The sequence below is a fragment of the Micromonospora sp. NPDC023956 genome, assembly GCF_040639195.1.
GTDB lineage: Bacteria > Actinomycetota > Actinomycetes > Mycobacteriales > Micromonosporaceae > Micromonospora.
Genome location: NZ_JBEZZN010000001.1, coordinates 608512 through 629893, shown reverse-complemented (window position 1 = coordinate 629893; position 21382 = coordinate 608512). Strand labels below are relative to the sequence as shown.

16 protein-coding genes, 1 tRNA gene and 2 pseudogenes are annotated in these 21382 nt (G+C 69.6%); 12 read left to right on the top strand and 7 right to left on the bottom strand.

What is annotated here, in order from left to right:
* The first annotated feature begins 7 nt into the window (after positions 1-7).
* From katG to AB0F58_RS01670, 3 genes are all read left to right on the top strand, one after another.
* Complete coding sequence (gene katG, locus AB0F58_RS01680; RefSeq protein ID WP_357136411.1) at positions 8-2284, top strand: catalase/peroxidase HPI; 2277 nt, start codon at positions 8-10, stop codon at positions 2282-2284.
* 75 nt (positions 2285-2359) lie between these two features.
* Positions 2360-3349 (top strand): BtrH N-terminal domain-containing protein, encoded by a 990-nt coding sequence (locus tag AB0F58_RS01675; protein WP_357136409.1) that lies wholly within the window; start codon positions 2360-2362, stop codon positions 3347-3349.
* A 256-nt stretch (positions 3350-3605) separates the two neighbouring features.
* Positions 3606-4355, top strand: a complete 750-nt coding sequence (locus tag AB0F58_RS01670) for a PP2C family serine/threonine-protein phosphatase (protein WP_357136406.1) — start codon at positions 3606-3608, stop codon at positions 4353-4355.
* Positions 4356-4464: 109 nt separating this feature from the next.
* Here AB0F58_RS01670 and AB0F58_RS01665 read toward each other — a convergent pair whose 3' ends face one another.
* From AB0F58_RS01665 to AB0F58_RS01645, 5 genes are all read right to left on the bottom strand, one after another.
* Complete coding sequence (locus AB0F58_RS01665; RefSeq protein ID WP_357136404.1) at positions 4465-6087, bottom strand: amidohydrolase; 1623 nt, start codon at positions 6085-6087, stop codon at positions 4465-4467.
* Between the two features lie 77 nt (positions 6088-6164).
* Positions 6165-7607, bottom strand: a complete 1443-nt coding sequence (locus AB0F58_RS01660; protein ID WP_357136401.1) for an aldehyde dehydrogenase family protein — start codon at positions 7605-7607, stop codon at positions 6165-6167.
* Positions 7608-7639: 32 nt separating this feature from the next.
* Positions 7640-8038 (bottom strand): cupin domain-containing protein, encoded by a 399-nt coding sequence (locus tag AB0F58_RS01655; RefSeq protein ID WP_357136398.1) that lies wholly within the window; start codon positions 8036-8038, stop codon positions 7640-7642.
* A gap of 27 nt (positions 8039-8065) precedes the next feature.
* Positions 8066-9667, bottom strand: a complete 1602-nt coding sequence (locus AB0F58_RS01650; RefSeq protein ID WP_357136396.1) for an NAD(P)/FAD-dependent oxidoreductase — start codon at positions 9665-9667, stop codon at positions 8066-8068.
* Positions 9668-9699: 32 nt separating this feature from the next.
* Positions 9700-10071 (bottom strand): nuclear transport factor 2 family protein, encoded by a 372-nt coding sequence (locus AB0F58_RS01645; RefSeq protein ID WP_357136394.1) that lies wholly within the window; start codon positions 10069-10071, stop codon positions 9700-9702.
* Positions 10072-10220: 149 nt separating this feature from the next.
* Here AB0F58_RS01645 and AB0F58_RS01640 point away from each other — a divergent pair, with 149 nt between their 5' ends.
* The 7 genes from AB0F58_RS01640 to AB0F58_RS01610 all read left to right on the top strand — a co-directional run bounded on the left by AB0F58_RS01640 (position 10221) and on the right by AB0F58_RS01610 (position 17968).
* On the top strand, positions 10221-11339 hold the full coding sequence (locus tag AB0F58_RS01640; RefSeq protein ID WP_357136392.1) for a PLP-dependent cysteine synthase family protein: 1119 nt from the start codon (positions 10221-10223) through the stop codon (positions 11337-11339).
* 117 nt (positions 11340-11456) lie between these two features.
* Positions 11457-12515: an extracellular solute-binding protein gene (locus AB0F58_RS01635; protein WP_357136389.1), complete on the top strand. Its 1059-nt coding sequence runs from the start codon at positions 11457-11459 to the stop codon at positions 12513-12515.
* On the top strand, positions 12512-14290 hold the full coding sequence (locus tag AB0F58_RS01630) for an ABC transporter permease subunit (protein WP_357136386.1): 1779 nt from the start codon (positions 12512-12514) through the stop codon (positions 14288-14290). The genes AB0F58_RS01635 and AB0F58_RS01630 overlap by 4 nt, the downstream gene beginning before the upstream one ends.
* Entirely contained in the window at positions 14287-15378 is a 1092-nt protein-coding gene (locus AB0F58_RS01625; protein WP_357136383.1) for an ABC transporter ATP-binding protein, read from the top strand. The genes AB0F58_RS01630 and AB0F58_RS01625 overlap by 4 nt, the downstream gene beginning before the upstream one ends.
* 11 nt (positions 15379-15389) lie before the next feature.
* On the top strand, positions 15390-16151 hold the full coding sequence (locus tag AB0F58_RS01620) for an IclR family transcriptional regulator C-terminal domain-containing protein (RefSeq protein ID WP_357136382.1): 762 nt from the start codon (positions 15390-15392) through the stop codon (positions 16149-16151).
* Between the two features lie 110 nt (positions 16152-16261).
* Positions 16262-17734, top strand: coding sequence for an NAD-dependent succinate-semialdehyde dehydrogenase (locus AB0F58_RS01615; protein WP_357136380.1), 1473 nt, complete (start codon positions 16262-16264; stop codon positions 17732-17734).
* Between the two features lie 174 nt (positions 17735-17908).
* Positions 17909-17968: transfer RNA gene (locus AB0F58_RS01610), tRNA-Ser, on the top strand.
* A 257-nt stretch (positions 17969-18225) separates the two neighbouring features.
* Here AB0F58_RS01610 and AB0F58_RS01605 read toward each other — a convergent pair.
* Positions 18226-18420, bottom strand: a pseudogene (locus AB0F58_RS01605) (transposase family protein); the annotation flags it as partial.
* Between the two features lie 102 nt (positions 18421-18522).
* Between AB0F58_RS01605 and AB0F58_RS01600 the strand changes: the two are divergent.
* Positions 18523-19071: a GNAT family protein gene (locus tag AB0F58_RS01600; RefSeq protein ID WP_357136378.1), complete on the top strand. Its 549-nt coding sequence runs from the start codon at positions 18523-18525 to the stop codon at positions 19069-19071.
* 48 nt (positions 19072-19119) lie between these two features.
* Here AB0F58_RS01600 and AB0F58_RS01595 read toward each other — a convergent pair.
* Positions 19120-19422, bottom strand: a pseudogene (locus AB0F58_RS01595) (transposase family protein); the annotation flags it as partial.
* Positions 19423-19828: 406 nt separating this feature from the next.
* Between AB0F58_RS01595 and AB0F58_RS01590 the strand changes: the two are divergent.
* A complete protein-coding gene (locus AB0F58_RS01590; RefSeq protein ID WP_357136375.1) occupies positions 19829-21367 on the top strand; it encodes a TROVE domain-containing protein in 1539 nt (512 codons plus the stop codon).
* Positions 21368-21382 lie beyond the last annotated feature (15 nt).

Here is a 21382-nt window from a genome sequence, read left to right as displayed (position 1 = left end):
GAACTAGATGAGCGACACCCAGGGCAACACCCCGTCCAGCGCGCAGGGCGTGGACAAGAAGGAGGCGGCCGGCTGCCCGGTCGCACACGACTCCGTGACCGCGCACGGCAGCGAGAGCGAGAACCCGGCGATCGACTCGCCGACCCCGAAGACCGGAGGTCGTCCGCGTACCAACCGGGACTGGTGGCCCAACCAGCTCGACCTCTCGGTGTTGCACGCCCACTCGTCGAAGAGCAACCCGCTGGGGGAGAGCTTCAGCTACGCCAGGGAGTTCGCCAAGCTCGACGTCGAGGCCCTCAAGCAGGACATCGTCACGGTCCTCACCACCTCGCAGGACTGGTGGCCGGCCGACTTCGGCCACTACGGCGGCCTCATGATCCGGATGAGCTGGCACGCCGCGGGCACCTACCGCATCGAGGACGGCCGCGGTGGCGCCGGCGACGGTGGCCAGCGGTTCGCCCCGCTCAACAGCTGGCCGGACAACGCCAACCTGGACAAGGCACGCCGGCTGCTCTGGCCGGTCAAGCAGAAGTACGGCCAGCAGATCTCCTGGGCCGACCTGCTGGTGCTCGCCGGCAACGTCGCCCTGGAGTCGATGGGCTTCAAGACCTTCGGCTTCGCCTTCGGCCGCGAGGACGTCTGGGAGCCCGAGGAGATCTTCTGGGGTCCGGAGGACACCTGGCTCGGTGACGAGCGCTACGCCTCCGAGAAGGAGATGGCGCCCGGCGTCGGGGCGACCGAGATGGGTCTCATCTACGTCAACCCGGAGGGCCCGCGCGGCAACGCGGACCCGGCCGCCGCGGCGCACTTCATCCGCGAGACCTTCGCCCGGATGGCGATGAACGACGAGGAGACCGTCGCCCTCATCGCCGGTGGCCACACCTTCGGCAAGACCCACGGCGCCGGCGTCGCCGACGACCACGTGGGCCCCGAGCCCGAGGCCGCCCCGCTGGAGGCGCAGGGCCTGGGCTGGCTGAGCACCCACGGCAGCGGCAAGGGCGCGGACACGATCACCAGCGGTCTCGAGGTGACCTGGACCGACAAGCCGACGCAGTGGAGCAACCGCTTCTTCGAGATCCTCTTCGGCTACGAGTGGGAGCTCACCACGAGCCCCGGCGGCGCGAAGCAGTGGGTCGCCAAGGACGCCGAGGCGATCATCCCGGACGCGCACGACCCGTCGAAGAAGCACAAGCCGACGATGCTCACGACCGACCTGTCGCTGCGGGTCGACCCGGCGTACGAGAAGATCTCCCGTCGCTTCCTGGAGAACCCGGACGAGTTCGCGCTGGCCTTCGCCAAGGCCTGGTACAAGCTGCTGCACCGCGACATGGGCCCGGTCAGCCGCTTCCTCGGCCCCTGGGTGCCCGAGGCGCAGCTGTGGCAGGACCCGGTGCCGGCCGTCGACCACGAACTCGTGGGTGACGCCGACGTCGCGGCCCTCAAGGCGAAGGTCCTGGAGTCCGGCCTCACCACCGCTCAGCTGGTCTCCACCGCCTGGGCCTCGGCCGCCAGCTACCGGTCCACCGACAAGCGCGGCGGCGCCAACGGCGCGCGGATCCGTCTCGAGCCGCAGCGCAGCTGGGAGGTCAACCAGCCCGAGCAGCTCGCGACGGTCCTGGAGACCCTCGAGGGCATCCGGGGTGAGTTCAACGCCGCCGGCGGCGCGAAGATCTCCCTCGCCGACCTGATCGTGCTGGCCGGCTCGGCCGCCGTCGAGAAGGCGGCGCGGGACGCCGGGGTCGAGGTGACCGTGCCGTTCCGGCCGGGCCGCACCGACGCCAGCCAGGAGCAGACCGACGTCGAGTCCTTCCGGGTTCTCGAGCCGCGCGCCGACGGGTTCCGCAACTACCTGCGTGCCGGCGAGAAGACCCAGCCGGAGGTGCTGCTCCTCGACCGCGCCTACATGCTCAACCTGTCGGCGCCCGAGATGACCGTCCTCGTCGGCGGCCTGCGCTCCCTCGGGGCGAACGTCGGCGGCACGCGGCACGGCGTCCTCACCGACCGGCCCGGCGTGCTCACCAACGACTTCTTCGCCAACCTGCTCTCCCCGGGCACCCGGTGGAAGGCGTCGGAGTCCGACGAGCACGTGTACGAGATCCGGGACCTGGCCACCGACGAGGTCAGGTGGACCGCCACCGTGGTCGACCTCGTCTTCGGCTCCAACTCCCAGCTGCGGGCCCTGGCGGAGGTCTACGCCAGCCAGGACGCGCGTGACAAGTTCGTCACCGACTTCGTCGCGGCCTGGACCAAGGTCATGGAGCTCGACCGGTTCGACCTCGCCTGATCCGGCGCCAACCGACGCGCCCCGGTCGATCCACCAGCGATCGACCGGGGCGCGCCCGCCAGATCAGGAGGCTTGATGATCATCGAGAACGTGGCGTTCCCCGCCGGTCGGCACTGCGAGACCACCACGCTCGGAGCCCTGCTGCGGCACGAGGGCGTCGACCTGTCCGAACCCATGCTGTTCGGCCTCGGTCAGGGTCTGGGCTTCGTCTACTGGGACGCCCGGAACATGGATTTTCCGTTCCTCGGCGGTCGCAGCAAGCCGACCACGATCACCCGGACGGTGGCCGAACGGCTGGGCCTGGCACTGCACATCCGGGAGACCGCCTCGCCGCGTAAGGCCTGGCAGAACGTCGCCGACGCGCTGGCCGCGGGACGCCCGGTCGGCCTGCAACTGGACTCCTACCACCTGGACTACTTCACCACGAAGGTCCACTTCGGGTCGCACTTCGTCGCGATGTACGGCTACGACGACACCCACGCGCACCTGGTCGACACCGCCCAGCAGGGCGGCACCGTGACGACCACGCTGACGAGCCTGGCACGGGCCCGCAGCGAACGCGGACCGATGACCGCCCGCAATCTCTCCTACACCGTCGCCAGCCCTGCCGGCCGGCCCGATCTGGGCGACGCCATCCGGACGGCCATCCGCAACAACGCACAGGCCTTCCTCGACCCGCCCATCGCCAACCTCGGCCACCGCGGCATCGACAGGGCGGCCCGACAGGTGACGCGGTGGCTCGACCGATCGAGCGACCCGTCCCGCGACCTCCCGCTGGCCGCGGCGCTGATGGAACGTGGGGGGACCGGCGGCGCCCTGTTTCGCGCCATGTACCGCGATTTCCTCGCCGAGTGCGCCACGATCGTCGACGACGACACCGTCCGCCTCGGTCAGCAGATGTACGCCGAGATCGCCCCGTTGTGGACCGAGGTCTCCCACCACATCACGACCGCCGGGCAGACCAGCGACCCGGACGAACTGTCCCGTGCCTCGGCGATCCTCACCGAACTCGCGGCCAGGGAACGCCACGCCATGCAGGTCCTGACCGGCGTGCGCACCGACTGACCCGAGAACCGCTTCCGCTGCTGTCGAAAGGCCCTGACGACCACCTCCACGACGCCTGGGTCCGGGACGGACGCGGTCGAGCCTTCCTGGTCACCGGCACGGTTCGTACGAACTCAACGGCGGGTCCGTCGGCTGGAACGCCATGCTCGACAGCCGCGAGACCTGTTCCACCTGTCATGACCGGTACCGCCTGTCGGTCGAGCGACCACTCGTCGGTCGTCCAGCACGCTGCCGCCATCGGTCACCGGTGATTGTTATGATCGCCGGCATCGAAAGGGTGGAGATCCGTCGCCGCGAGCTGATGCTCGCCGGTCGCCGTCTGGTGGTGGCCGGGGGCAGCGTCGTCGGCAGCCGTTACCCGGCCAACTTCGACGTACTGCACGTCGACGACGTCCGGCCGCTGGTCGTCGTCGCCGACGGCATGGGCGGCGGCGAGGGCAGCCGGGTCGCCGGCCGGACCGCCGTCGACTCTTTCGTCGACCTGGCCGGGCCGGCCCCGCAGGCACTGCACGCCGCCGTCGCCGAGGCGCAGCGTCGGGTCCACGATGCCGGCCGCCGGCTCGGTGAGCTGACCGGCTGCACGCTCACCGCGTTTGTCGCCGACATCGACACCGACACCGCCTGGCTTGTCCAGATCGGCGACTCCCGGGTGTACCGGCTGCGGGGCGGCCAGCTCGAACTGCTCACCGTCGACCATACGATGGCCTGGCTCGGCGCGGTCAACGGCTGGTATCCGTTCGACTCTCGCGAGGCGCATGCCGCCCGGTACCGGCTGATGCGGTTCGTCGGGCACCCCGAGCTGCCCGAGGCCGACGTACTCAACGTGACCCTGCGCCCCGGCGACGTGTATCTACTCTGTACGGACGGCCTGGCCGAACAGGTGCCCTACGAGCGGCTCGCCGAAGTGTTGACGTGGCGCGCGGACGGCGTCGAGACGCTGCTCGCCGACTCGCTACTCGCCGGCGGCCACGACAACGCCACGGCCGCCGTGGTCAGCGTGCACTGAACCGGGGCCGGACGTCCCCAGGCGGCCCACCACGAGTGGCCTCTGACGCTGCGCTGGGCCCGGTCCCCACCGGGAGCCGGACCCAGCGGATCGAACTGCTCGTCCACGCTCAGGCCCTCGCGAAGACCAGCGTTCCGCCGATCCAGGTCTGCACGACGGCCAGGGCGGCCAGGTCCGTCGGCTCGGTCTCCAACGGGTCCGCGGACAGGACGACGAAATCGGCGAACTTGCCCGCCTCGAGCGAGCCGATCCGGTCCTCCCAGCCGATCGAGAACGCCGACCACTCGGTGTACATCCGCAGCGCCTCCTCGACCGTGACCGCCTCCTGGGGAGCCAGCACGTCGCCGTCGTTGGTCCGCCGGGTGACCGCGGCCCGCATCGCCGGGAACGGGTGGTGCTGGTCCTCGGTGATGCCGATCGCGTCGGAGTTGCCCGGGACCGGCAGGCCGTGGTCGATCAGCGTACGGAACGGCATCACGGTCCCGATCCGGTCGGTGCCCAGGTGCGCGACGTATCCGGCCGCGGTGGTCATGATGAAGGCCGGCTGCGGAACGGGGACGACTCCGGAGGCGGCCAGCCGCTTGATCCGTTCGTCGGTCATGAACATGTTGCCCGCGTGCTCGATGCGGTGCCGGGCGACGCCGTGCCGCTCGACCGGCAGCGCCAACGCGCCGTCGAGAGCCTGGTCCAGGGCGCGGTCGCCGATCGCGTGCATGGCGATCTGGAGGCCCGCCTCGTCGGCGGTGGCGACCAGAGCGGCAACCTCCGTGTCGGTGAACGCGAGCTCGCCGCGGTAGCCGGGCTGGCCGGGGTAGTCCTCGTGGAGGGCGGCCGCCCCTGCGGTGAGCCCGCCGTCGAGGAAGACCTTGAAACCGGCCATCGCGAGATGGTCCGGGTCGAGGGCGTCGATGCGGTCCCTGGTACGGCCGGTGCGTACGTCCTCGGCCGACACCACAGCTCCCAGCTTCGGGTACACCGCGGCGCGCAGCACCAGGTCACCGTCGGCAGCGACCGAGGCGATCGCTTCCAGCCCCGCGCGGTGCAGCGGGATGTCGCCGAGGGTGGTGACGCCGACGGCGAGATACCGGTCCTGCACTCGCTTGATCGCCGCCGCGAGCTCCTCAATCGGTGGCTGCGGGCCGCCGAGAGGCTCGAACATGTCGTAGGTGCGGCCGGTGGCGACGCCGGTGGTCGGGTCACGTTCGATCCGGCCGCCGGGCGCGTTCGGGGTGTCGTCGTCGACACCCAGCAGCTCCAGGCCCCGCGAGTTGAAGACGTTGAGGTGGTAGCTCGCCCGGTACATCACCGGGTGGGTGGTGCTGACCCGGTCCAGGTCGTGTCGATCGGGATAGCGTCCCTCGGCGAGCTTGAGATTCTGGTAGTGCTCCCCCTGACCGAGGATCCACTCGCCGGCGGGCGTGGAGCCGGCGCGCTCCGCGAGCACGGAGACGATCTCGTCGATGTTCGACACCCGGGAGGAACGGCAGTCGACGGCGAGTTCCCAGGAATAGGCGAGCAGCTCCAGGTGGGAGTGGCAGTCGATCAGTCCGGGGATCACCACCGCACCGGCCAGGTCGACGACCCGTGCCTCTCCGGCCCCCGCGAGAATCTCCTCCGTCGTCCCGATCGCCGCGATCCGGCCGTCCTCGGCGCGAAACGCCTCCGCGACGGTTCCGGCCCGGTCCATCGTGCGGACCCGACCACCGACGAAGCACACTGTCTCTGTTGGCACTGCTCTACCTCTTTCCGGGGCTGGTGGTGAAACCGCCGCCGTGGGGTGCGGCCGACGGTGGCGGGTCGGGACGTGCTTCAGCGGACGGCCGGCATCTGCACGGTCTTGGTCTCCAGGTACTCCTCGACGCCGAGCCGCCCCCGCTCCCGTCCGAGGCCACTGCTGCGCATGCCACCGAACGGCAGGGCCGGCTCGCTGACCAGCGGAGCGTTGACGCCGACCGAACCTGCCTTGAGCTTCCGGGCGACCGCGGTCGCGGCGGTCTGGTCACCGCCGAACACGTACGCCGCAAGGCCGTACTCGGTCGCGTTGGCCAACCGGACAGCCTCGTCGACGTCGGCGCAGCGGACGACGCTGAGCACCGGGCCGAAGAACTCCTCGCCGAGTACGGCGGGCTGGGTCCTCCCCTCGGCGGTCAGCAGCGTCGGTGCCAGGAACGCGCTCGCCTCGTTCTCGGCAGTCCTGCCACCGCCCGCGACGACGGTCGCGCCGCCCGCCACGGCCTCGGCCACCTGCGCCTCGATCCGTCCCACGGCCGCGTGGTCGATGAGCGGGCCCATCGTGGTCGCCGGGTCGCGCGGATCGCCGAGGACGATCTGGTCGACCGCCGCGGTGAGCTCGGCGACCAGATCGCCGGCCTTCGACTCGACGACGTACACCCGGTTGGCGGCCACGCACGCCTGCCCGGAGTTGAGGAACCGGGCCCGGACCAGGTCACGCGCGGTCCGGACGACGTCCGCGTCGGGCAGCACCACCGCGGCTGCGTTGCCACCCAGCTCGAGCAGGACCCGCTTGATCGACGACGCCGCCTTGCGCATGACGAGTTCGCCCACCTTGCGTGATCCGGTGAGGCTGACGCACGCGACCTCGGGGGAGTCCAGCAAGGCGTCGCTGACCCGCTGCGGATCGCCGGCCACGACGACGTTCAGGACACCGGAGGGGAGACCCGCCTCCTCGAAGCAGCGTGCGATGGCCAGTGCGGTGAGCGGCGTCTGCGGGGCCGGTTTCAGCACGACCGTGCAGCCGGCCGCGAGCGCGGCGCCGACCTTGCAGGCCACCATGAATGCCGGGAAGTTCCACGGTGTGATCGCCAGGACCACCCCGATCGGCTCGTGCAGCACGAGGGCGTCGCGTCCGGGCGCGACGTCGGCCCAGGCCTCGCCGGGGAGACGCAGCGTCTCGTGACTGAACCACTCGAAGAAACGGACCGTGTTGCGGGCCTCGCCGACCGCCTCGGCCAGCGGCTTGCCGGTCTCCGCGCTGATCAGCTCAGCGACCGCCTCGACCCGCTCCCCGAGCAGGTCGGTCGCTCGGCTGAGGACCTCGAAACGCTGCCAGCCGGTCGCGGACGACCACCCCTCGAGGGCGGCCGCCGCCGAAGCGACCGCCGCGGTGGCCTGGTCGGCGTCGGCGTCGCCGACCGCGCAGATCGTGGCCCCGGTGGCCGGGTCGTGGACCTCGAACGTGTCCGGGGAGGTCACCCAGGTGCCGTCGATCCACGAGCCCGGACTGTCGCCCACGAGCCGTGCGACCAGATCGGCCGGCCGGCTGCTCACTGCGCGCACTCGGCAGCGCAGGCGGCGTACTCGGCCTCGCCGACCTCACCGGTCCACTCGACGTCGCCGAAGTGGAGCACCAACTGGACCAGCTGGGCGGTCGCGGTGGCGCCGTGCCAGTGCTCGACTCCGGGCTCGGTCCAGACGACGTCACCCGGACGCATCACCACCACCTCGCCGCCGCGCTCCTGGATCCAGCCCTCCCCGGAGACGGTGTAGAGCATCTGGCCGCCCGGGTGCCGGTGCCAGTGCGTGCGCGAACCGGGCGCGAAGAACATGTTGTTGGCGCGGGTCCCACCGTCGGCCAGGAGGATGTCCGACCAGACCTGTCCGGTCGTGGTCGCCGACCGCATGGCCGACACCCGGTCCGCGGGGATGCCTCGTCCGATGATCATCGTGCTCCTCTGGTTCGTGGGGTCGGGTCAGTCGGTGGCACGGCGCAGGTCGGCCAGCACGCGGTTGCTCGCGTTGTAGCCGGTGACGCCGCTCATGAAGTTGCCCGGCCAGTTGCCGACGCCGGTCAGGTAGAGCCCGTCGACCGGGGTCCGGTAGTCGGCGCAGCCCGGGATCGGGCGCGAGTCGAAGATGTGTCCGGGCACGATGTCGCCGTGGGCACCGTTGCCTTCGACGAGGGCGAACTCGCGCTCGAGGTCCAGCGGCGAGTAGACGTGGACGCCGGCCAGGATCTCGGACAGGTTCGGGATGTGCTGCTCCAACGTGCTGACCACGGCCTTGCCCAGGTCGTCGCGCTGCTCGTCCCAGGTGCCCTCGGCCAGGTGGTACGGAACTCCTCGGACGCTGATGCTCACGAAGTGGCATCCCGGTGGGGTCAGCGAGGGGTCGTGCGCCGAGTCGATCATCGCGGTGACGGTGGGTCGCTTGCTCCAGCGCCCGAGCACCGCCTCGTTGTAGGCGTTCTGGAGCACGTCGATGCTGGCCGCGATCCGGAAGTTGGTGCCGAGGAAGAGACGGTTCTCCTCCTCGTCCCGCGCGGCGGCGAACCGTGGGGTGCCGTCGAGCGCGAGGTGGACCTTGGCGGAGGTGCCCTTCATGCTGACGGTCTTGGCGAGGTCGTACAGCTCGTCCCCGATGTCCTCGGGTCCGACCAGCTCGGTCAGGGTCAGCTTCGGGTTCGCGTTGGAGACGACCCGGAGGGCGCGGAACTCGCGCCCGTCCCGCAGGGCGACCCCGACGACCCGCTGATCCTTGCAGAGGATGCGCTCGACCTCCGCCCCGGTGAGGATCGTGGCTCCGTGGGCGCGGGCCGATTGCGCCATCGCGGCGGTGACAGCACCGATGCCGCCCAGCGGCGCGGCGTTGCGCATCATCAGCTCGTTGTCGTCGTGGCTGCCGACGCCGCGGAGCGACTCCTCCCACAGCGGTCGCTGGAGCAGCAGGTAGCCGCTGCCCGGGGTACGCGGGCCGACGAAGTTGGTGGCGACCGCGGTGCCGGCGAAGAACGCCTGCAGTTGCGGCGACGAGAGCCGCTCCTCGAGGATGTCCGCGACCGGACCGAACATGATCGACTCGAAGTCGCGGCGCTGGCGCGGGGTGGTGAAGCGCGCGGCCACCTCGGCGAACGACGGCGCCGGGTCGTAGAAGGAGACCTTCATCTGCCGGGCCACCGAGGCGTACAACCCGATGACCGAGGCGTAGCCTTCGAGGTCGGCGTCCCCGTGCGCGAACTGCTCCATGACCGCCCGGCGCTTGGCCCGGTCCGGCCAGGCCGGCAGGGCCCGGCCGTCCTCGAAGAGGGTCAGGGATCCGAGCGGCGGGTGGGTGAAGCGGAGTCCGTGCTTCTCCAGCTCGAGTTCCTGGACGATACGCGGATCGAGGCTGTGGCTGGCGTTGGCCACGCTGCTCCCGCGGTAACCCGGGAAGATCTCCTCGGTGACGCAGGTGCCACCCACGATGTCGCGGCGCTCCAGGGCAAGCACCCTCAAGCCCGCCCGAGCCAGGTACCCGGTGGTCACCAGGCCGCTGTGCCCGGTCCCGACGACGATCACGTCGTACGCCTGCTCCATCCGCTTCCTCTCGTTCCGTCGCCGTTGCGGGGTCAGCCCAGCGGACTGATACGTCGAGCCGAGATGCGCCAGCCCGCGTCGGTGCGGGTTACGGTGTCGCGGTAGATCGCGGCGGTGACCTTTCCTTCCGCCCGTAGGGCGAGCGCCTTGCTGTCGCATTCAGCGGTGTCGTCGTCGACGCCAGTCACCACCACGTTCGTGATGTGGTGACTGACCGCGGGCGACGCGATCGCCTTGAAGGCCGCGATCACCTCGTCGAGCCCGCTGGCCGTGAGACGGCCGGGGTTGTCGAAGGAGACCTCGGGCGCGAAGACCTCTCCGAGCCGGTCGTACTCGTGGGCGTCGAGGAGGTAGGCGACCCGGTTGAGGAGGTCCTCGATCGTTCGGGCGTCGGCCGGGTTCACGGGTTGCTTGGTCACTGGACTCCTTCGCAGGTTCCGTACAGTGGAAGTCTGACTTCCGTACCATAGGATGCCCCCGAATCCGAACACGGTCAAGCACCACCAGGGCATCCGTGAGAGCGGTCGGAAGCAGACCCCGAAGGAGACCTCGAATGACGATGTGCGAGCCGGCCCGTGTCGACCGGACCTGGGTCGACGAGGCGATCCGCCGCGTCGAGGCCGATGCCAACCGCAGTTCCGACACCCACCTGCTGACGTTCGACCTGCCCGGTCGGCACGGTGTCGACCTGTACCTGAAGGACGAGTCCTCACACCCGACCGGGAGCCTCAAGCACCGGCTCGCCCGCTCGCTCTTCCTCTACGCGCTGTGCAACGGCTGGATCGGCCCGACCACGACGGTGGTCGAGGCCTCCAGCGGCTCGACCGCGGTCTCCGAGGCGTACTTCGCCCGCCTGCTGGACCTTCCGTTCATCGCGGTCGTCCCGGCCGCGACCAGCCCGGCCAAGATCGAGCTCATCGAGTGGCACGGCGGGCGCTGTCAGGTGGTGGATCATCCGGGACAGGTGTACGACGAGGCGCGGCGGCTCGCTGCCGAACTCGACGGCCACTACCTCGACCAGTTCACCTACGCCGAGCGGGCCACCGACTGGCGCGGCAACAACAACATCGCCGAGTCGATCTTCGAGCAGCTGTCCGGCGAGGCGCAACCGGTGCCGGCCTGGATCGTCGCCAGCGCCGGGACCGGCGGAACGGCGGCGACCATCGGCCGTTACCTGCGCTACCGGCGGCACCCCACCCGGCTGCTGGTGTCGGATCCCGAGAACTCGGTCTTCCTCGACGCCTGGCGCCTCGGCGATCGCGGCCTGCGGTCGGCCAGAGGCTCCCGAATCGAGGGGATCGGCCGTCCGCGGGTCGAGCCGTCCTTCGTGCCCGAGGTGATCGACGAGATGGTCCGCGTGCCGGACGCGGCGTCGGTCGCGACGATGCTGTGGACCTCGCGCCGCCTGGGCCGCCGGGTCGGACCCTCGACCGGCACGAGCATGTGGGCGACCCTCCAGCTCATCGCCCGACTGGAGCGCAGCGGCGAGCGGGGCAGCGTGGTGAGCCTGATCTGCGACGGCGGTGAACGGTATGCCTCGACGTACTACGACGCGTCCTGGCGCGCGGACCAGGGTGTCGACGTGGCGCCGTACGTCGCCTTACTGGATGAATACGAACGTTCGGGGTCACTTCTCGGCGTGATCGCCGGAGAGGCCGGCCACAGCTCTTGACAGCCCACCGCCCAGGCCACCAGCATCTGCAATGGAAGTCACACTTCCACTGCGCGGAAGCTTACTCCGAGGTGGTTTGCTCGCTCAACCGGCCGCGATGACCAAGAAGGAACCGTTATGCGAACATATCTCGACGTGACCAGGGGGCGGCGTCTCGTCGGCGCCGTGCTGGCCACGGTCGTCCTGGCCCTCACGGCCTGCTCGGGCGGCGGCGACGACAAGGGGTCCATCACGTACGCCGGCTTCGGCGGCACCTACGAGGAGGCCGTCAAGGCGGCCCTCTTCGACCCGTACTCGAGCGACACCGACGTCAAGGTGCTCTACGACAGCAGCGGCTCCGACGTCGCCAAGCTGGTGCAGATGTCCAAGTCCGGCTCGATGACCCTCGACCTGATCGACGCCGAGGACTCCTCACTCGCTCAGTTCATGGCCGCCGACATACTCCAGCCGATCGACACCAAGGGCCTCGAGGGCTTCGCCGACCCGAGCGCGGTCACCGAATACTCGGTGCCGTGGTACACGTTCTCGCGCAACCTGTTCTGGAACAAGGACGAGGTACCGGGTGGCCTCGACTCCTGGGCCGACCTGTTCGACACGAAGCAGATCCCGGGCAAGCGCGGCATGGTGGGGCTGCCCTGGGGGATCCTCGAGGGCGCCCTGATCGCCGACGGCGTCCCGGTCGACCAGCTCTACCCGCTCGACCTGAACCGCGCCTTCGCCAAACTCGACACCATCCGCAACGACACCGTCTTCTTCCCGTCCAACGGTGACCTGCAGAACGCCATCTCCCAGGGCGAAATCGCCCTGGGCTACGGGAACCTCGCGCGGATCAAGAGCATCGCCGCGAGCGGCGCGGTGCCGCTGGACTACACCTGGGAGGGCGCCGTCCTCTCCGTTCAGCAGCTCGTCATCCCCAAGGGGGCGCCGGACCAGCCGGACGCCTTCGAGGCGATCAAGTACTCGCTGAAGCCCGAGGTCCAGAAGGCGATCACGGACAAGCTCGGTTACACGCCGTCGCTGAAGTCGGTGCTCGACGGCCTCGACGCCAAGACCCGCGCAGACCTTCCCGGCACCCAGGAGACCGCCAGCGACGAGACCTTCCGCATCGACGTGGACTGGTGGGCCAAGAACGGCGCGGACGTGCTCAAGCGCTGGCAGGACTGGCAGAACGCGTGACCGCCACCCGCACCTCACCGGACCTGGCGGAGCCGGCCTCCCGCACCACGGGAGGCCGGCGCCGCCGGGGCGGCTGGGACCTGAGCGGGGTGCCCGCGGCCGTGGTGGTGGCCCTGGTCTTCGTGCTTCCCGTCGCGATCCTCTGCCTGCGCAGCGTGACGGAACCGACCTTCGGTCTGGAGAACTTCACCCGGCTCCTCGGACACTCCGGCTACCGCGACAGCATCGTGCGGACGATCCTGATCTCCGCGACCTCGACGCTCCTGGCGCTGGTCTTCGGCTACCCGATCGCATACCAGATGGTGCACGGCGGAAAGTGGCTGCGCACCTTCCTGACCGTGGCGATCATGGCGCCGTACCTGACCTCGATCCTGCTGCGGTCGTTCTCCTGGCTGGTGATCCTCGGCCGTCAGGGCCCGGTCAACAAGCTGCTCGCGCAGTTCGGGCTGGAGCCGATCGGGATGGTCTTCACGCCGATCGCGGTCGTCGTCAGCCTCTCCCACTACCTGCTGCCGCTGATGATCCTGCCCCTGGCCGCCACCATGCGCTCGCTCGGCGACTCGCGGACGCGCGCCGCGACCAGTCTGGGCGCCGGGCCGGCCCAGGCGTTCGTCCGGATCTATCTGCCATTGACCAAGCCGGGCATCCAGGCGGGAGCGGTCCTGTGCTTCGTCTACGGCATCGGGGCGTTCGTGATCCCCGCGCTCCTCGGCGGCTCCGAGGGCAGCATGCTCGGCTCGCTGATCCACAGCGCGATCAAGCAGAGCGGCGACTACGGCCTTGCCTCGGCCGCGGCTCTGGTGCTCGGCGCCCTGGTCCTGGTCATCGTCCTCGCCTTCCAGCGGCTGACCGGGATGTCGACGACCGAGCTCGCCGGACGATCCGGCACCACGGCCCTTCGCTCCGCCCGCGCGAAGCGCGGCGGCGGACGCGTCCTCAAGCTCGCGGGACGCGCGGCCGGCGGACTCGACCGCCTCGGCGTCACCCGCAGCCGCAGACTGCCGAAGGTCCTGGCCGCCGCCCTCGGCGCCCTCGTGCTGGCGCCGCAGTTCATCGTCATCCCGATCTCGTTCGCCGCCACCAAGGCGCTGGTCTTCCCGCCGGTCGGCTACTCGACCCAGTGGTACTCGGAGTTCTTCACCGCGAGCTGGCTCGATCCGCTCGCGGTCAGCGTCCGGATCGCGCTCTTCGTGACCGTCATCGCCGGAGTGCTGGGGACACTTGCCGCGATGGGCGTCGTCCGGGGAACGGTCCACAGGTGGGGAACGCTGACCTCGACCCTGATGATGCTGCCGCTGCTGTTCCCGACGGTGGTCGCCGCTGCCGGCTTCTACGTGGAGTTCGAGCGGATCGGGCTCGTCGACACCGAGCTGGGGATCGTCCTGGCCCACGTGACGCTGGCGCTGCCGTTCGTGTTCAGCGTGGTCAGTGCGGGGCTCCGCTCGCTCAACCCGATCTACGAGCGCGCCGCTTCCAGCCTGGGTGCGAGCCGGACGGTCCAGCTGCGCCGGATCGTGCTACCGCTGATCGCTCCGTCGATCGCGACTGCCGGCCTCTTCGCGTTCCTGACCTCGTTCGACGAGTCGACGGTCGCGATCTTCCTCTCCGGCGTTCACGTCAAGACACTCCCCAAGCGGATCTTCGAAGCGCTCTCCCTGGAGACCAACCCGACCGTGGCGGTGATCTCCGTCTTCGTCATGGCATGCGCCGCTGTCATCTGGCTCGGCTATGCGCTGTTCCGTCGCCTCACCCAGATCTCGAGGAGCAAACCATGACCCGAAGCCAGGGCGCGATCCACTTCGACAACGTCCGCAAGGAGTACGGCGACCACGTCGCCGTCGACGACCTCACCCTCACGATCGAGCCCGGTGAGTTCTTCACCGTGCTCGGCCCGTCAGGTTCGGGGAAGACCACGACCCTGATGATGCTCGCCGGTTTCACCGAACCGACCTCGGGGAGCATCCGCGTCGACGGCATCGACATCGCGCACGTGCCGAGTGACAAGCGGAACATCGGTGTCGTCTTCCAGGACTACGCGCTCTTCCCGCACATGTCGGTCCGCGACAACCTCGCGTTCCCGCTGGAGATGCGGAGGGAACCGCGCGAGGTCATCGCCGAGCGGGTGGACCGGGCGCTCGCACTCGTCGACATGACCGCTGCGGCCGACCGGCTGCCCGACCAGCTCTCCGGCGGACAGAAACAGCGGATCGCAGTGGCACGGGCAGTCGTGTTCGACCCGGCGTTCCTGCTCATGGACGAGCCGCTGGGCGCCCTCGACCGCAAGTTGCGACAGCGTCTCCAGGTCGAGCTCCGGCAGCTCCAGCAGGCGTTGAAGGTGACGATGGTCTACGTCACCCACGACCAGGAGGAGGCGATGTCGATGTCTGATCGCGTCGCCCTGATGAACCACGGCCGGATCGAGCAGATGGGGACGCCACGGGAGCTCTACGAGCACCCCCGGTCCGCCTTCGTCGCGGACTTCCTCGGCACCAACAACATGCTCACGGTCCGTCCCGAGGCCCCGGGGCGGCTGAGTGTCGAGAACGGCGGACTGCTGTCACTCGACGACGGCAGGAGCGTGCCCGCCGACGCGTCCGTGGCCGCGGTGCGCCCGGAGCGGATCGCGTTGACGGACCTTGCCGCTGCCCCACCTCCTGGGTTCAGCCACTGCACCGGGAAGGTCACGCATCGTCTGTACCTCGGCTCGCACACGATGTACACCGTCCACTCTGAGACACTCGGTCCGGTGCGGGTGCAGATGCAGCACGATGACGGCGAACATCCCTACCGCACCGGCGAGACGGTCGGCATGATCTGGCGGACGGGCGATGTGAACGTCTTCGGCTCGACGGCCGAACGATGAAGGAGGACACGGTGACCGAGCTGGAAATCGAGCCCACGGAGCAGCGTGGCGTCAGGTCGGTGATCCGTGCCCTCAACCTGCTCTCCGCGGCCGCTCGCGGGAGCCGGACCCTCACCGAGCTCGCCGGCGAGGCCGGGGTCAGCCTGAGCACCGCGTCGCGGCTCCTGGCGACTCTGAAGATGGTTGATTTCCTGCAACAGGACGGGGACGGTCAGTTCGTCCCCGGGCCCGAGCTGACCGCGCTCCTGTACGCCAGCGACCAGTGGTCGGGAATCCGCAAGCTCGCCGGAGAAGCCGCCTCCCGCCTCCGGGACGAGCTCGACGAGACCGTGGCGTTCTTCGTCCGCGCCGGGAACGACCGTGTCTGCATCGAGTCGGCGGAGTCCGGCAGGCTCGTGCGGCGGGTCTGTCACCCCGGTGAGCGCGGGCCGGTGTACCTGGGCGCCGCCGGCAAGGCCCTCATCGCCTTCAGCAACGCCGAGCACGGCTACCTCGGTCTGCCGCCAGGCACCGACGAGTTCAGGACCGAGTCCGGGGCCGTACGCACCTTGGCCGATCTGCGGGCCGAATGCGCCGCCATCCGAGAACGCGGCATGGGCTACAGCGGTCGCGAGTCGACCGAGGAATCGTGGGCGGTTGCCGCGCCGGTCTTCCGGGGCGATCTCCTTCTCGGCGTCCTGGCCGTGGTCGTCCCGATGACCCGGTCGGACGAGCGGTACGTCGCGAAGGTCCAGGCGGCTCTGCGGCAGGCGGCGGCGACCGCCAGCCGCTGAGTGCCTGACCGCCGGCCCGAGTTGCCTGGCCGCCGGCCGCCGAGTTGCCGTCGATCGAGTCGCCGGTGCGATTCGTCCATACCCGACAACCCCGAGGAGTGCAGTCGCTCATGCCCGGACGCATTCTGCCTGGACCCGATCGGCGCGGCCTCTTCATCGGCGGTGGTTGGCGCGAGGCGGAGGAGGGCGCCACCTTCACGGTGCTCGACCCGGCCGACGGGTCCGTTCTCGCCTCGGTCGCGGACGGCTCGGTCAAGGACGCCGTCGAGGCCCTCGATGCCGCCGTGGCCGCCCAGAAAGACTGGGGGGCGAGTGCGCCACGTGACCGCGGGGAGATCCTGCGCAGGGCGTTCGACCTGATCCGGGGCAGGACGGACGAGCTGGCCGAACTGATGAGCCTGGAGATGGGCAAGACGATCACCGAGGCCAGGGGGGAGGTCGCCTACGGCAACGAGTTCCTCCGGTGGTTCTCCGAGGAGGCGGTCCGCATCCACGGCCGGTGGATGCACGCGCCCGACGGAGCCAGCCGCCTGCTGACCGTCCGCAAGCCCATCGGCCCCTGCCTCCTCATCACGCCGTGGAACTTCCCGATGGCAATGGGGACGCGCAAGATCGGTCCGGCGATCGCCGCCGGCTGCACGATGGTGGTCAAGCCGGCCGAGCTCACGCCACTGACGATGCTGGCGTTGGCGGACATCTTCCAGGAGGCCGGGCTGCCACCAGGTGTCCTGAACGTCGTGCCGACCTCCCGTGCCGCGGCGATGAGCGAGGCGCTGATGGCGGACCCGCGACTGCGCAAGGTGTCCTTCACCGGATCCACCCCGGTCGGACGGCAACTCGTCCGTCAGTCGGCCGACCAGTTGCAGCGGTTGAGCATGGAGCTCGGCGGCAACGCTCCGTTCCTCGTCTTCGAGGACGCCGACGTCGATGCCGCGGTCGACGGCGCGATGCTCGCCAAGATGCGCAACATGGGCGAGACCTGCACGGCCGCGAACCGCTTCCTGGTCCATGTGGACGTAGCTCAGGAGTTCGCCGAGAAACTGGCCGACCGGATGGGCCGGCTGGTCGTCGGCCGCGGTCAGGACCCGGGTGTCGATGTCGGTCCGCTGATCGACGAGCGCGCCGTCGAATCCGTCCACCGACTCGTCACCGACGCCGTTCGGGACGGGGCCCGGCTCGTGGTCGGTGGCTCCGCTCCGGAGCGGCCGGGCTGTTTCTACCGTCCCACCGTGCTGCTCGACGTTCACCAGGACTCGGAGATCAACGGCCAGGAGATCTTCGGACCCGTCGCCCCGGTCAGCGTCTTCACCACCGAGGAGGAGGCGGTGCGCCGCGCCAACACGACCGAGTACGGCCTCGCCGCCTATGTCTTCACCCGTGACCTCGCCCGTACGGTGCGGCTGGCGGAACTGCTCGAGTACGGCATGATCGGCGTCAACACCGGGCTGGTTTCGAACCCGGCCGCACCGTTCGGCGGCATGAAAGCCTCGGGATTCGGCCGGGAGGGTGGCTTCGAGGGAATCGAGGAGTACCTCGAGACCACCTATGTGGCGCTGCCCGCCACGGTGCGAAACGCTGGTTGATCGTCGTCCCGTGGCCGCGATTCCGCCGGCCGGGTCGAGGCCGTTGACCCTTCCCAGCGGTGGGGAGTGGATGGTCGGCAAGACGCCCGATCAGCCTGCGTCGAACCCGGTCCGTATTCTGACTTGCCACTGTGGCGTGAGGTCCCTTACCGTGCTTTCGGCACCTCCCGGTGCGCAGGCAACGGTTACTTCCGCTCTCAACGGGGAGCCGCGGGTTCGAATCCCGCCGCCGCTTCGGCGGTGTCGACCAGAGGCCCAGGTCACCTTGGCCCGCAAGGGCCAGTCGCCGTCGCCGCTTCGGTCTCGGGAGATGCCTCCACGCCGCATACCCGGTGCGCAGACGACGGATACTTCTAATCTATGGGTCGGGGGTTCGAATCCCCTCCAGCCTGTGAGGCTGGTAGCTCAGTGGCAGAGCAATAGGCACTTCCGTCGTCGACTCTCGATCTCGGGTATGCGGCGTGATCGTCGTCTTCGCCCATGAGTTCTTTTCATCGTGGGTTTCGGCTGGTCCGGGCGTGTAGGACGAGGATGGCCTGGACGATCTTGGTGGCGCGTCGGGGGCAGCAGTGGAGTTTGGCCAGGATTTTCCAGCCCTTGAGGGTAGCGACGGCGCGTTCGCCGACGGCGCGGATCGTGGTGTGGTGACGGTTGACGGTCTGCTGCCGGCGGGACAGTCCAGGGCGCCTGGCGACCGTCCGGGGTGCCGGCTACTGGCACGTAGTTGACACGAATCCGTATGGTGGCCGTCGATCACTCCCGTGAGTAGAGGAAGGTGCTGAGGCAACATGTCTGAGCTGGCACTGCCGATACGTACCGAGCGACTGCTTCTTCGGCAGTACCGGCTGAATGATGTGGATGCCTTGCTTGCCTACTACGGGGACCCGCTCGTTGCGCGCTACGTTCCGTGGGAACCGTGGTCGCGTGAGCACGCGGCTGAGCAGGTGGCCAAGCGCATTCATGGCTTGGGTGTTACCGGGATGGACTCCGTGCTGGCGCTGGTGGTTGAGCACAAGGGCGAGGTCGTCGGCGATGTTGTTCTGTGGCCGGCCGACGAAACGCTGTCCCGAGGTGAGATGGGCTGGATCTTCCATCCGTCCGTGTCGGGACGCGGGTTTGCCACAGAGGCAGTCCGAGCCCTTGTCGACGTGGCCTTCGAGCACTGCGGCATGCACCGAGTCATTGCTCGACTCGATGCACGGAACGAGGCATCGGCGCGACTGTGCCAACGTGTGGGCATGGTCAAGGAAGCACACCTGCGCCAGGACTACTGGATCAAAGGCGAGTGGGCTGACACTCTGATTTACGGACTGCTCGCGGAGCAATGGCACGGCTAGTGCTGTGTCCACTAGCGTTCACCGGGTTTCCGGTGAAGCGAGTTCTCTTCATCGTGGGTTTCGGCTGGTCCGGGCGTGGTGTAGGACGAGGATGGTCTGGACGATCTTGGTGGCGCGTCGGGGGCAGCAGTGGAGTTTGGCCAGGATTTTCCAGCCCTTCAGGGTAGCGACGGCGCGTTCGCCGACGGCACGGATCTTGGCGTGGTGACGGTTGACGGTCTTCTGCCGGCGGGACAGTCCAGGCCGGTACCTGCGGTGCTTGAACGGCGTGCGGATGCCGCCGCCGGCGCCTTGGTATGCCTTGTCAGCGAAGGTCGTCACGTTGGCGCTGGCCAGGGCGTCGATCAGGCCGTGCGTGGGCCAGGGCGAGCAGGGCCTGCCGGCCGGCGTCGAGCCGCCGCCACGGGCATGATCACAGGATGACAAACTCTGTTGCCCGGCCATCGTCGCCGCAGCTAGCGTCGTACCCGCACTTCCCGGTGCGCAGGTGACGGTTACATCTTGGAGGGGCCCCACGGCCCCGGTGAAGAGCCTTCCGTCGCCGGACTCCGATCTCGGGAGGCGCGACCACGCCGCATATCCGGTGCGCAGGCAACGGTTACTTCAGGGATCCGCGGGTTGGGGGTTCGAGTCCCTCGAATGCCTTCGGGCTGATAGCTCAAGCGGATAGAGCAGCGGACATAGTCCGTCGCCGACTTCTGAACTCGGGTATGCGGTGTGGTGGCGCCTCCCCGTCTACGACCGACATGGGGGCGTGATGGGCAGGTTCAACCTCAAGCTACGCCGGAACCGGCACGAGACCGCCGAGGTCGTGACCGCCGAGGGCGCGCCGGGGTTCACCCGCGAGCCGCGCGCCGAACTCTTCCTGCTGGCCGTGTCGAACATGGTCGGTGAGGGCACCTTCTACGAGGGTGCCGCCGACCGCGACACCCGGTTCCGTGACCTGGTCGCCGCCGTCGCGGTCGCCGACCCCGACTGGTTCGCCCGGTTCGTGCCGTGGCTGCGTACCGGTGCGATGCTGCGTTCGGCCTCGGTGGTGGCGGCCCTGGAGGGGGCCCGTGCACAGGTCGCGGCGGGCATCCCGGGTTCCCGGGCCGTCGTGGAGGCGGCGTTGCAGCGGGCCGACGAGCCGGGTGAGGCGCTGGCGTACTGGCTGGGGCGTCACGGCCGGGCGCTGCCGAAGCCGGTCAAGCGGGGCGTCGCCGATGCCGTCGTGCGGCTGTACCACGAGCGCAGCCTGCTCAAGTACGACTCCGACAGCAGTGCGGTGCGGTTCGGTGACGTCATCGACCTGACCCACCCGACGGCGAAGGACGAGCGGCAGGGTGACCTGTTCCGGCACGCACTGGACCGGCGGCACCAGCGCGACAACCCGCTACCGGCGTCGCTCACGGTGCTGGCGGCTCGGGCCGAGCTGATGGCGTTGCCGGTCGAGCGGCGTCGGGAGATCACCGACCCGACCGTGCTGGGCGCGGCCGGGATGACCTGGGAGGCCCTCGCGGGCTGGCGGCAGACCGCGATGGACGCCGCGGCGTGGGAGGCGGTCATCCCGACCATGGGCTACCTGGCGTTGCTGCGCAACCTGCGCAACTTCGACCGGGCCGGGGTCAGCGACGCGGTCGCCGGGACGATCGCGGCGAAGCTGTCCGACCCGGGGGAGGTGGCGAGATCCCGGGTCCTGCCGATGCGCTTCCTGTCGGCGTACAACGCGGCACCGAGCCTGCGCTGGGCGTACCCGCTGGAGAAGGCGTTGCAGCACGCGCTGGCGAACGTGCCCGCCCTGGACGGACGGACCCTGATCCTGATCGACACGTCGGGCTCGATGAACAGCGCGTTCAGCAAGGACGGCACGCTGCGTTGCTGGGACGCGGCCACCGTGTTCGGCCTCGCGCTGGCCGAGCGTGCGCAGGACCCGACGGTGGTGTCGTTCTCCACCGCCACCACGGTGTTCCCGGCGGTGGCGGGGGAGTCGGTGCTGGCGGCCGTGCGCCGGTTCAAGGAGGGTGGCTACTTCTACGGCGGCGGCACCCAGACCGAGAAGGCGGTCCGGACGCACTACGACCGGCACGACCGGGTGGTCATCCTCACCGACGAGCAGGCGCACTGGCACGGCGCGACGGATGTGGCGGCCGCGGTGCCCGCCCGGGTTCCGGTGTACACCTGGAACCTCGCCGGCTACCGGGTCGGGCACACGCCGACGGTCGGCAACCGGCACACGTTCGGCGGTCTGTCCGACGCCGCGTTCGCGATGATCCCGCTGATCGAGGCCGGGGCCCGCGACCGGTGGCCGTTCTGACCTCCGCCACCAGCT

What these genes read in the sequence shown, in the direction of transcription:
- AB0F58_RS01670 (WP_357136406.1), top strand. Translation starts at nt 3,606, where the DNA reads ATGATCGCCGGCATCGAAAGGGTGGAGATCCGTCGCCGCGAGCTGATG.
- AB0F58_RS01600 (WP_357136378.1), top strand. Translation starts at nt 18,523, where the DNA reads ATGTCTGAGCTGGCACTGCCGATACGTACCGAGCGACTGCTTCTTCGG.
- AB0F58_RS01675 (WP_357136409.1), top strand. Translation starts at nt 2,360, where the DNA reads ATGATCATCGAGAACGTGGCGTTCCCCGCCGGTCGGCACTGCGAGACC.
- AB0F58_RS01625 (WP_357136383.1), top strand. Translation starts at nt 14,287, where the DNA reads ATGACCCGAAGCCAGGGCGCGATCCACTTCGACAACGTCCGCAAGGAG.
- AB0F58_RS01635 (WP_357136389.1), top strand. Translation starts at nt 11,457, where the DNA reads ATGCGAACATATCTCGACGTGACCAGGGGGCGGCGTCTCGTCGGCGCC.
- AB0F58_RS01615 (WP_357136380.1), top strand. Translation starts at nt 16,262, where the DNA reads ATGCCCGGACGCATTCTGCCTGGACCCGATCGGCGCGGCCTCTTCATC.
- AB0F58_RS01590 (WP_357136375.1), top strand. Translation starts at nt 19,829, where the DNA reads ATGGGCAGGTTCAACCTCAAGCTACGCCGGAACCGGCACGAGACCGCC.
- AB0F58_RS01655 (WP_357136398.1), bottom strand. Translation starts at nt 8,038, where the DNA reads ATGATCATCGGACGAGGCATCCCCGCGGACCGGGTGTCGGCCATGCGG.
- katG (WP_357136411.1), top strand. Translation starts at nt 8, where the DNA reads ATGAGCGACACCCAGGGCAACACCCCGTCCAGCGCGCAGGGCGTGGAC.
- AB0F58_RS01650 (WP_357136396.1), bottom strand. Translation starts at nt 9,667, where the DNA reads ATGGAGCAGGCGTACGACGTGATCGTCGTCGGGACCGGGCACAGCGGC.
- AB0F58_RS01640 (WP_357136392.1), top strand. Translation starts at nt 10,221, where the DNA reads ATGACGATGTGCGAGCCGGCCCGTGTCGACCGGACCTGGGTCGACGAG.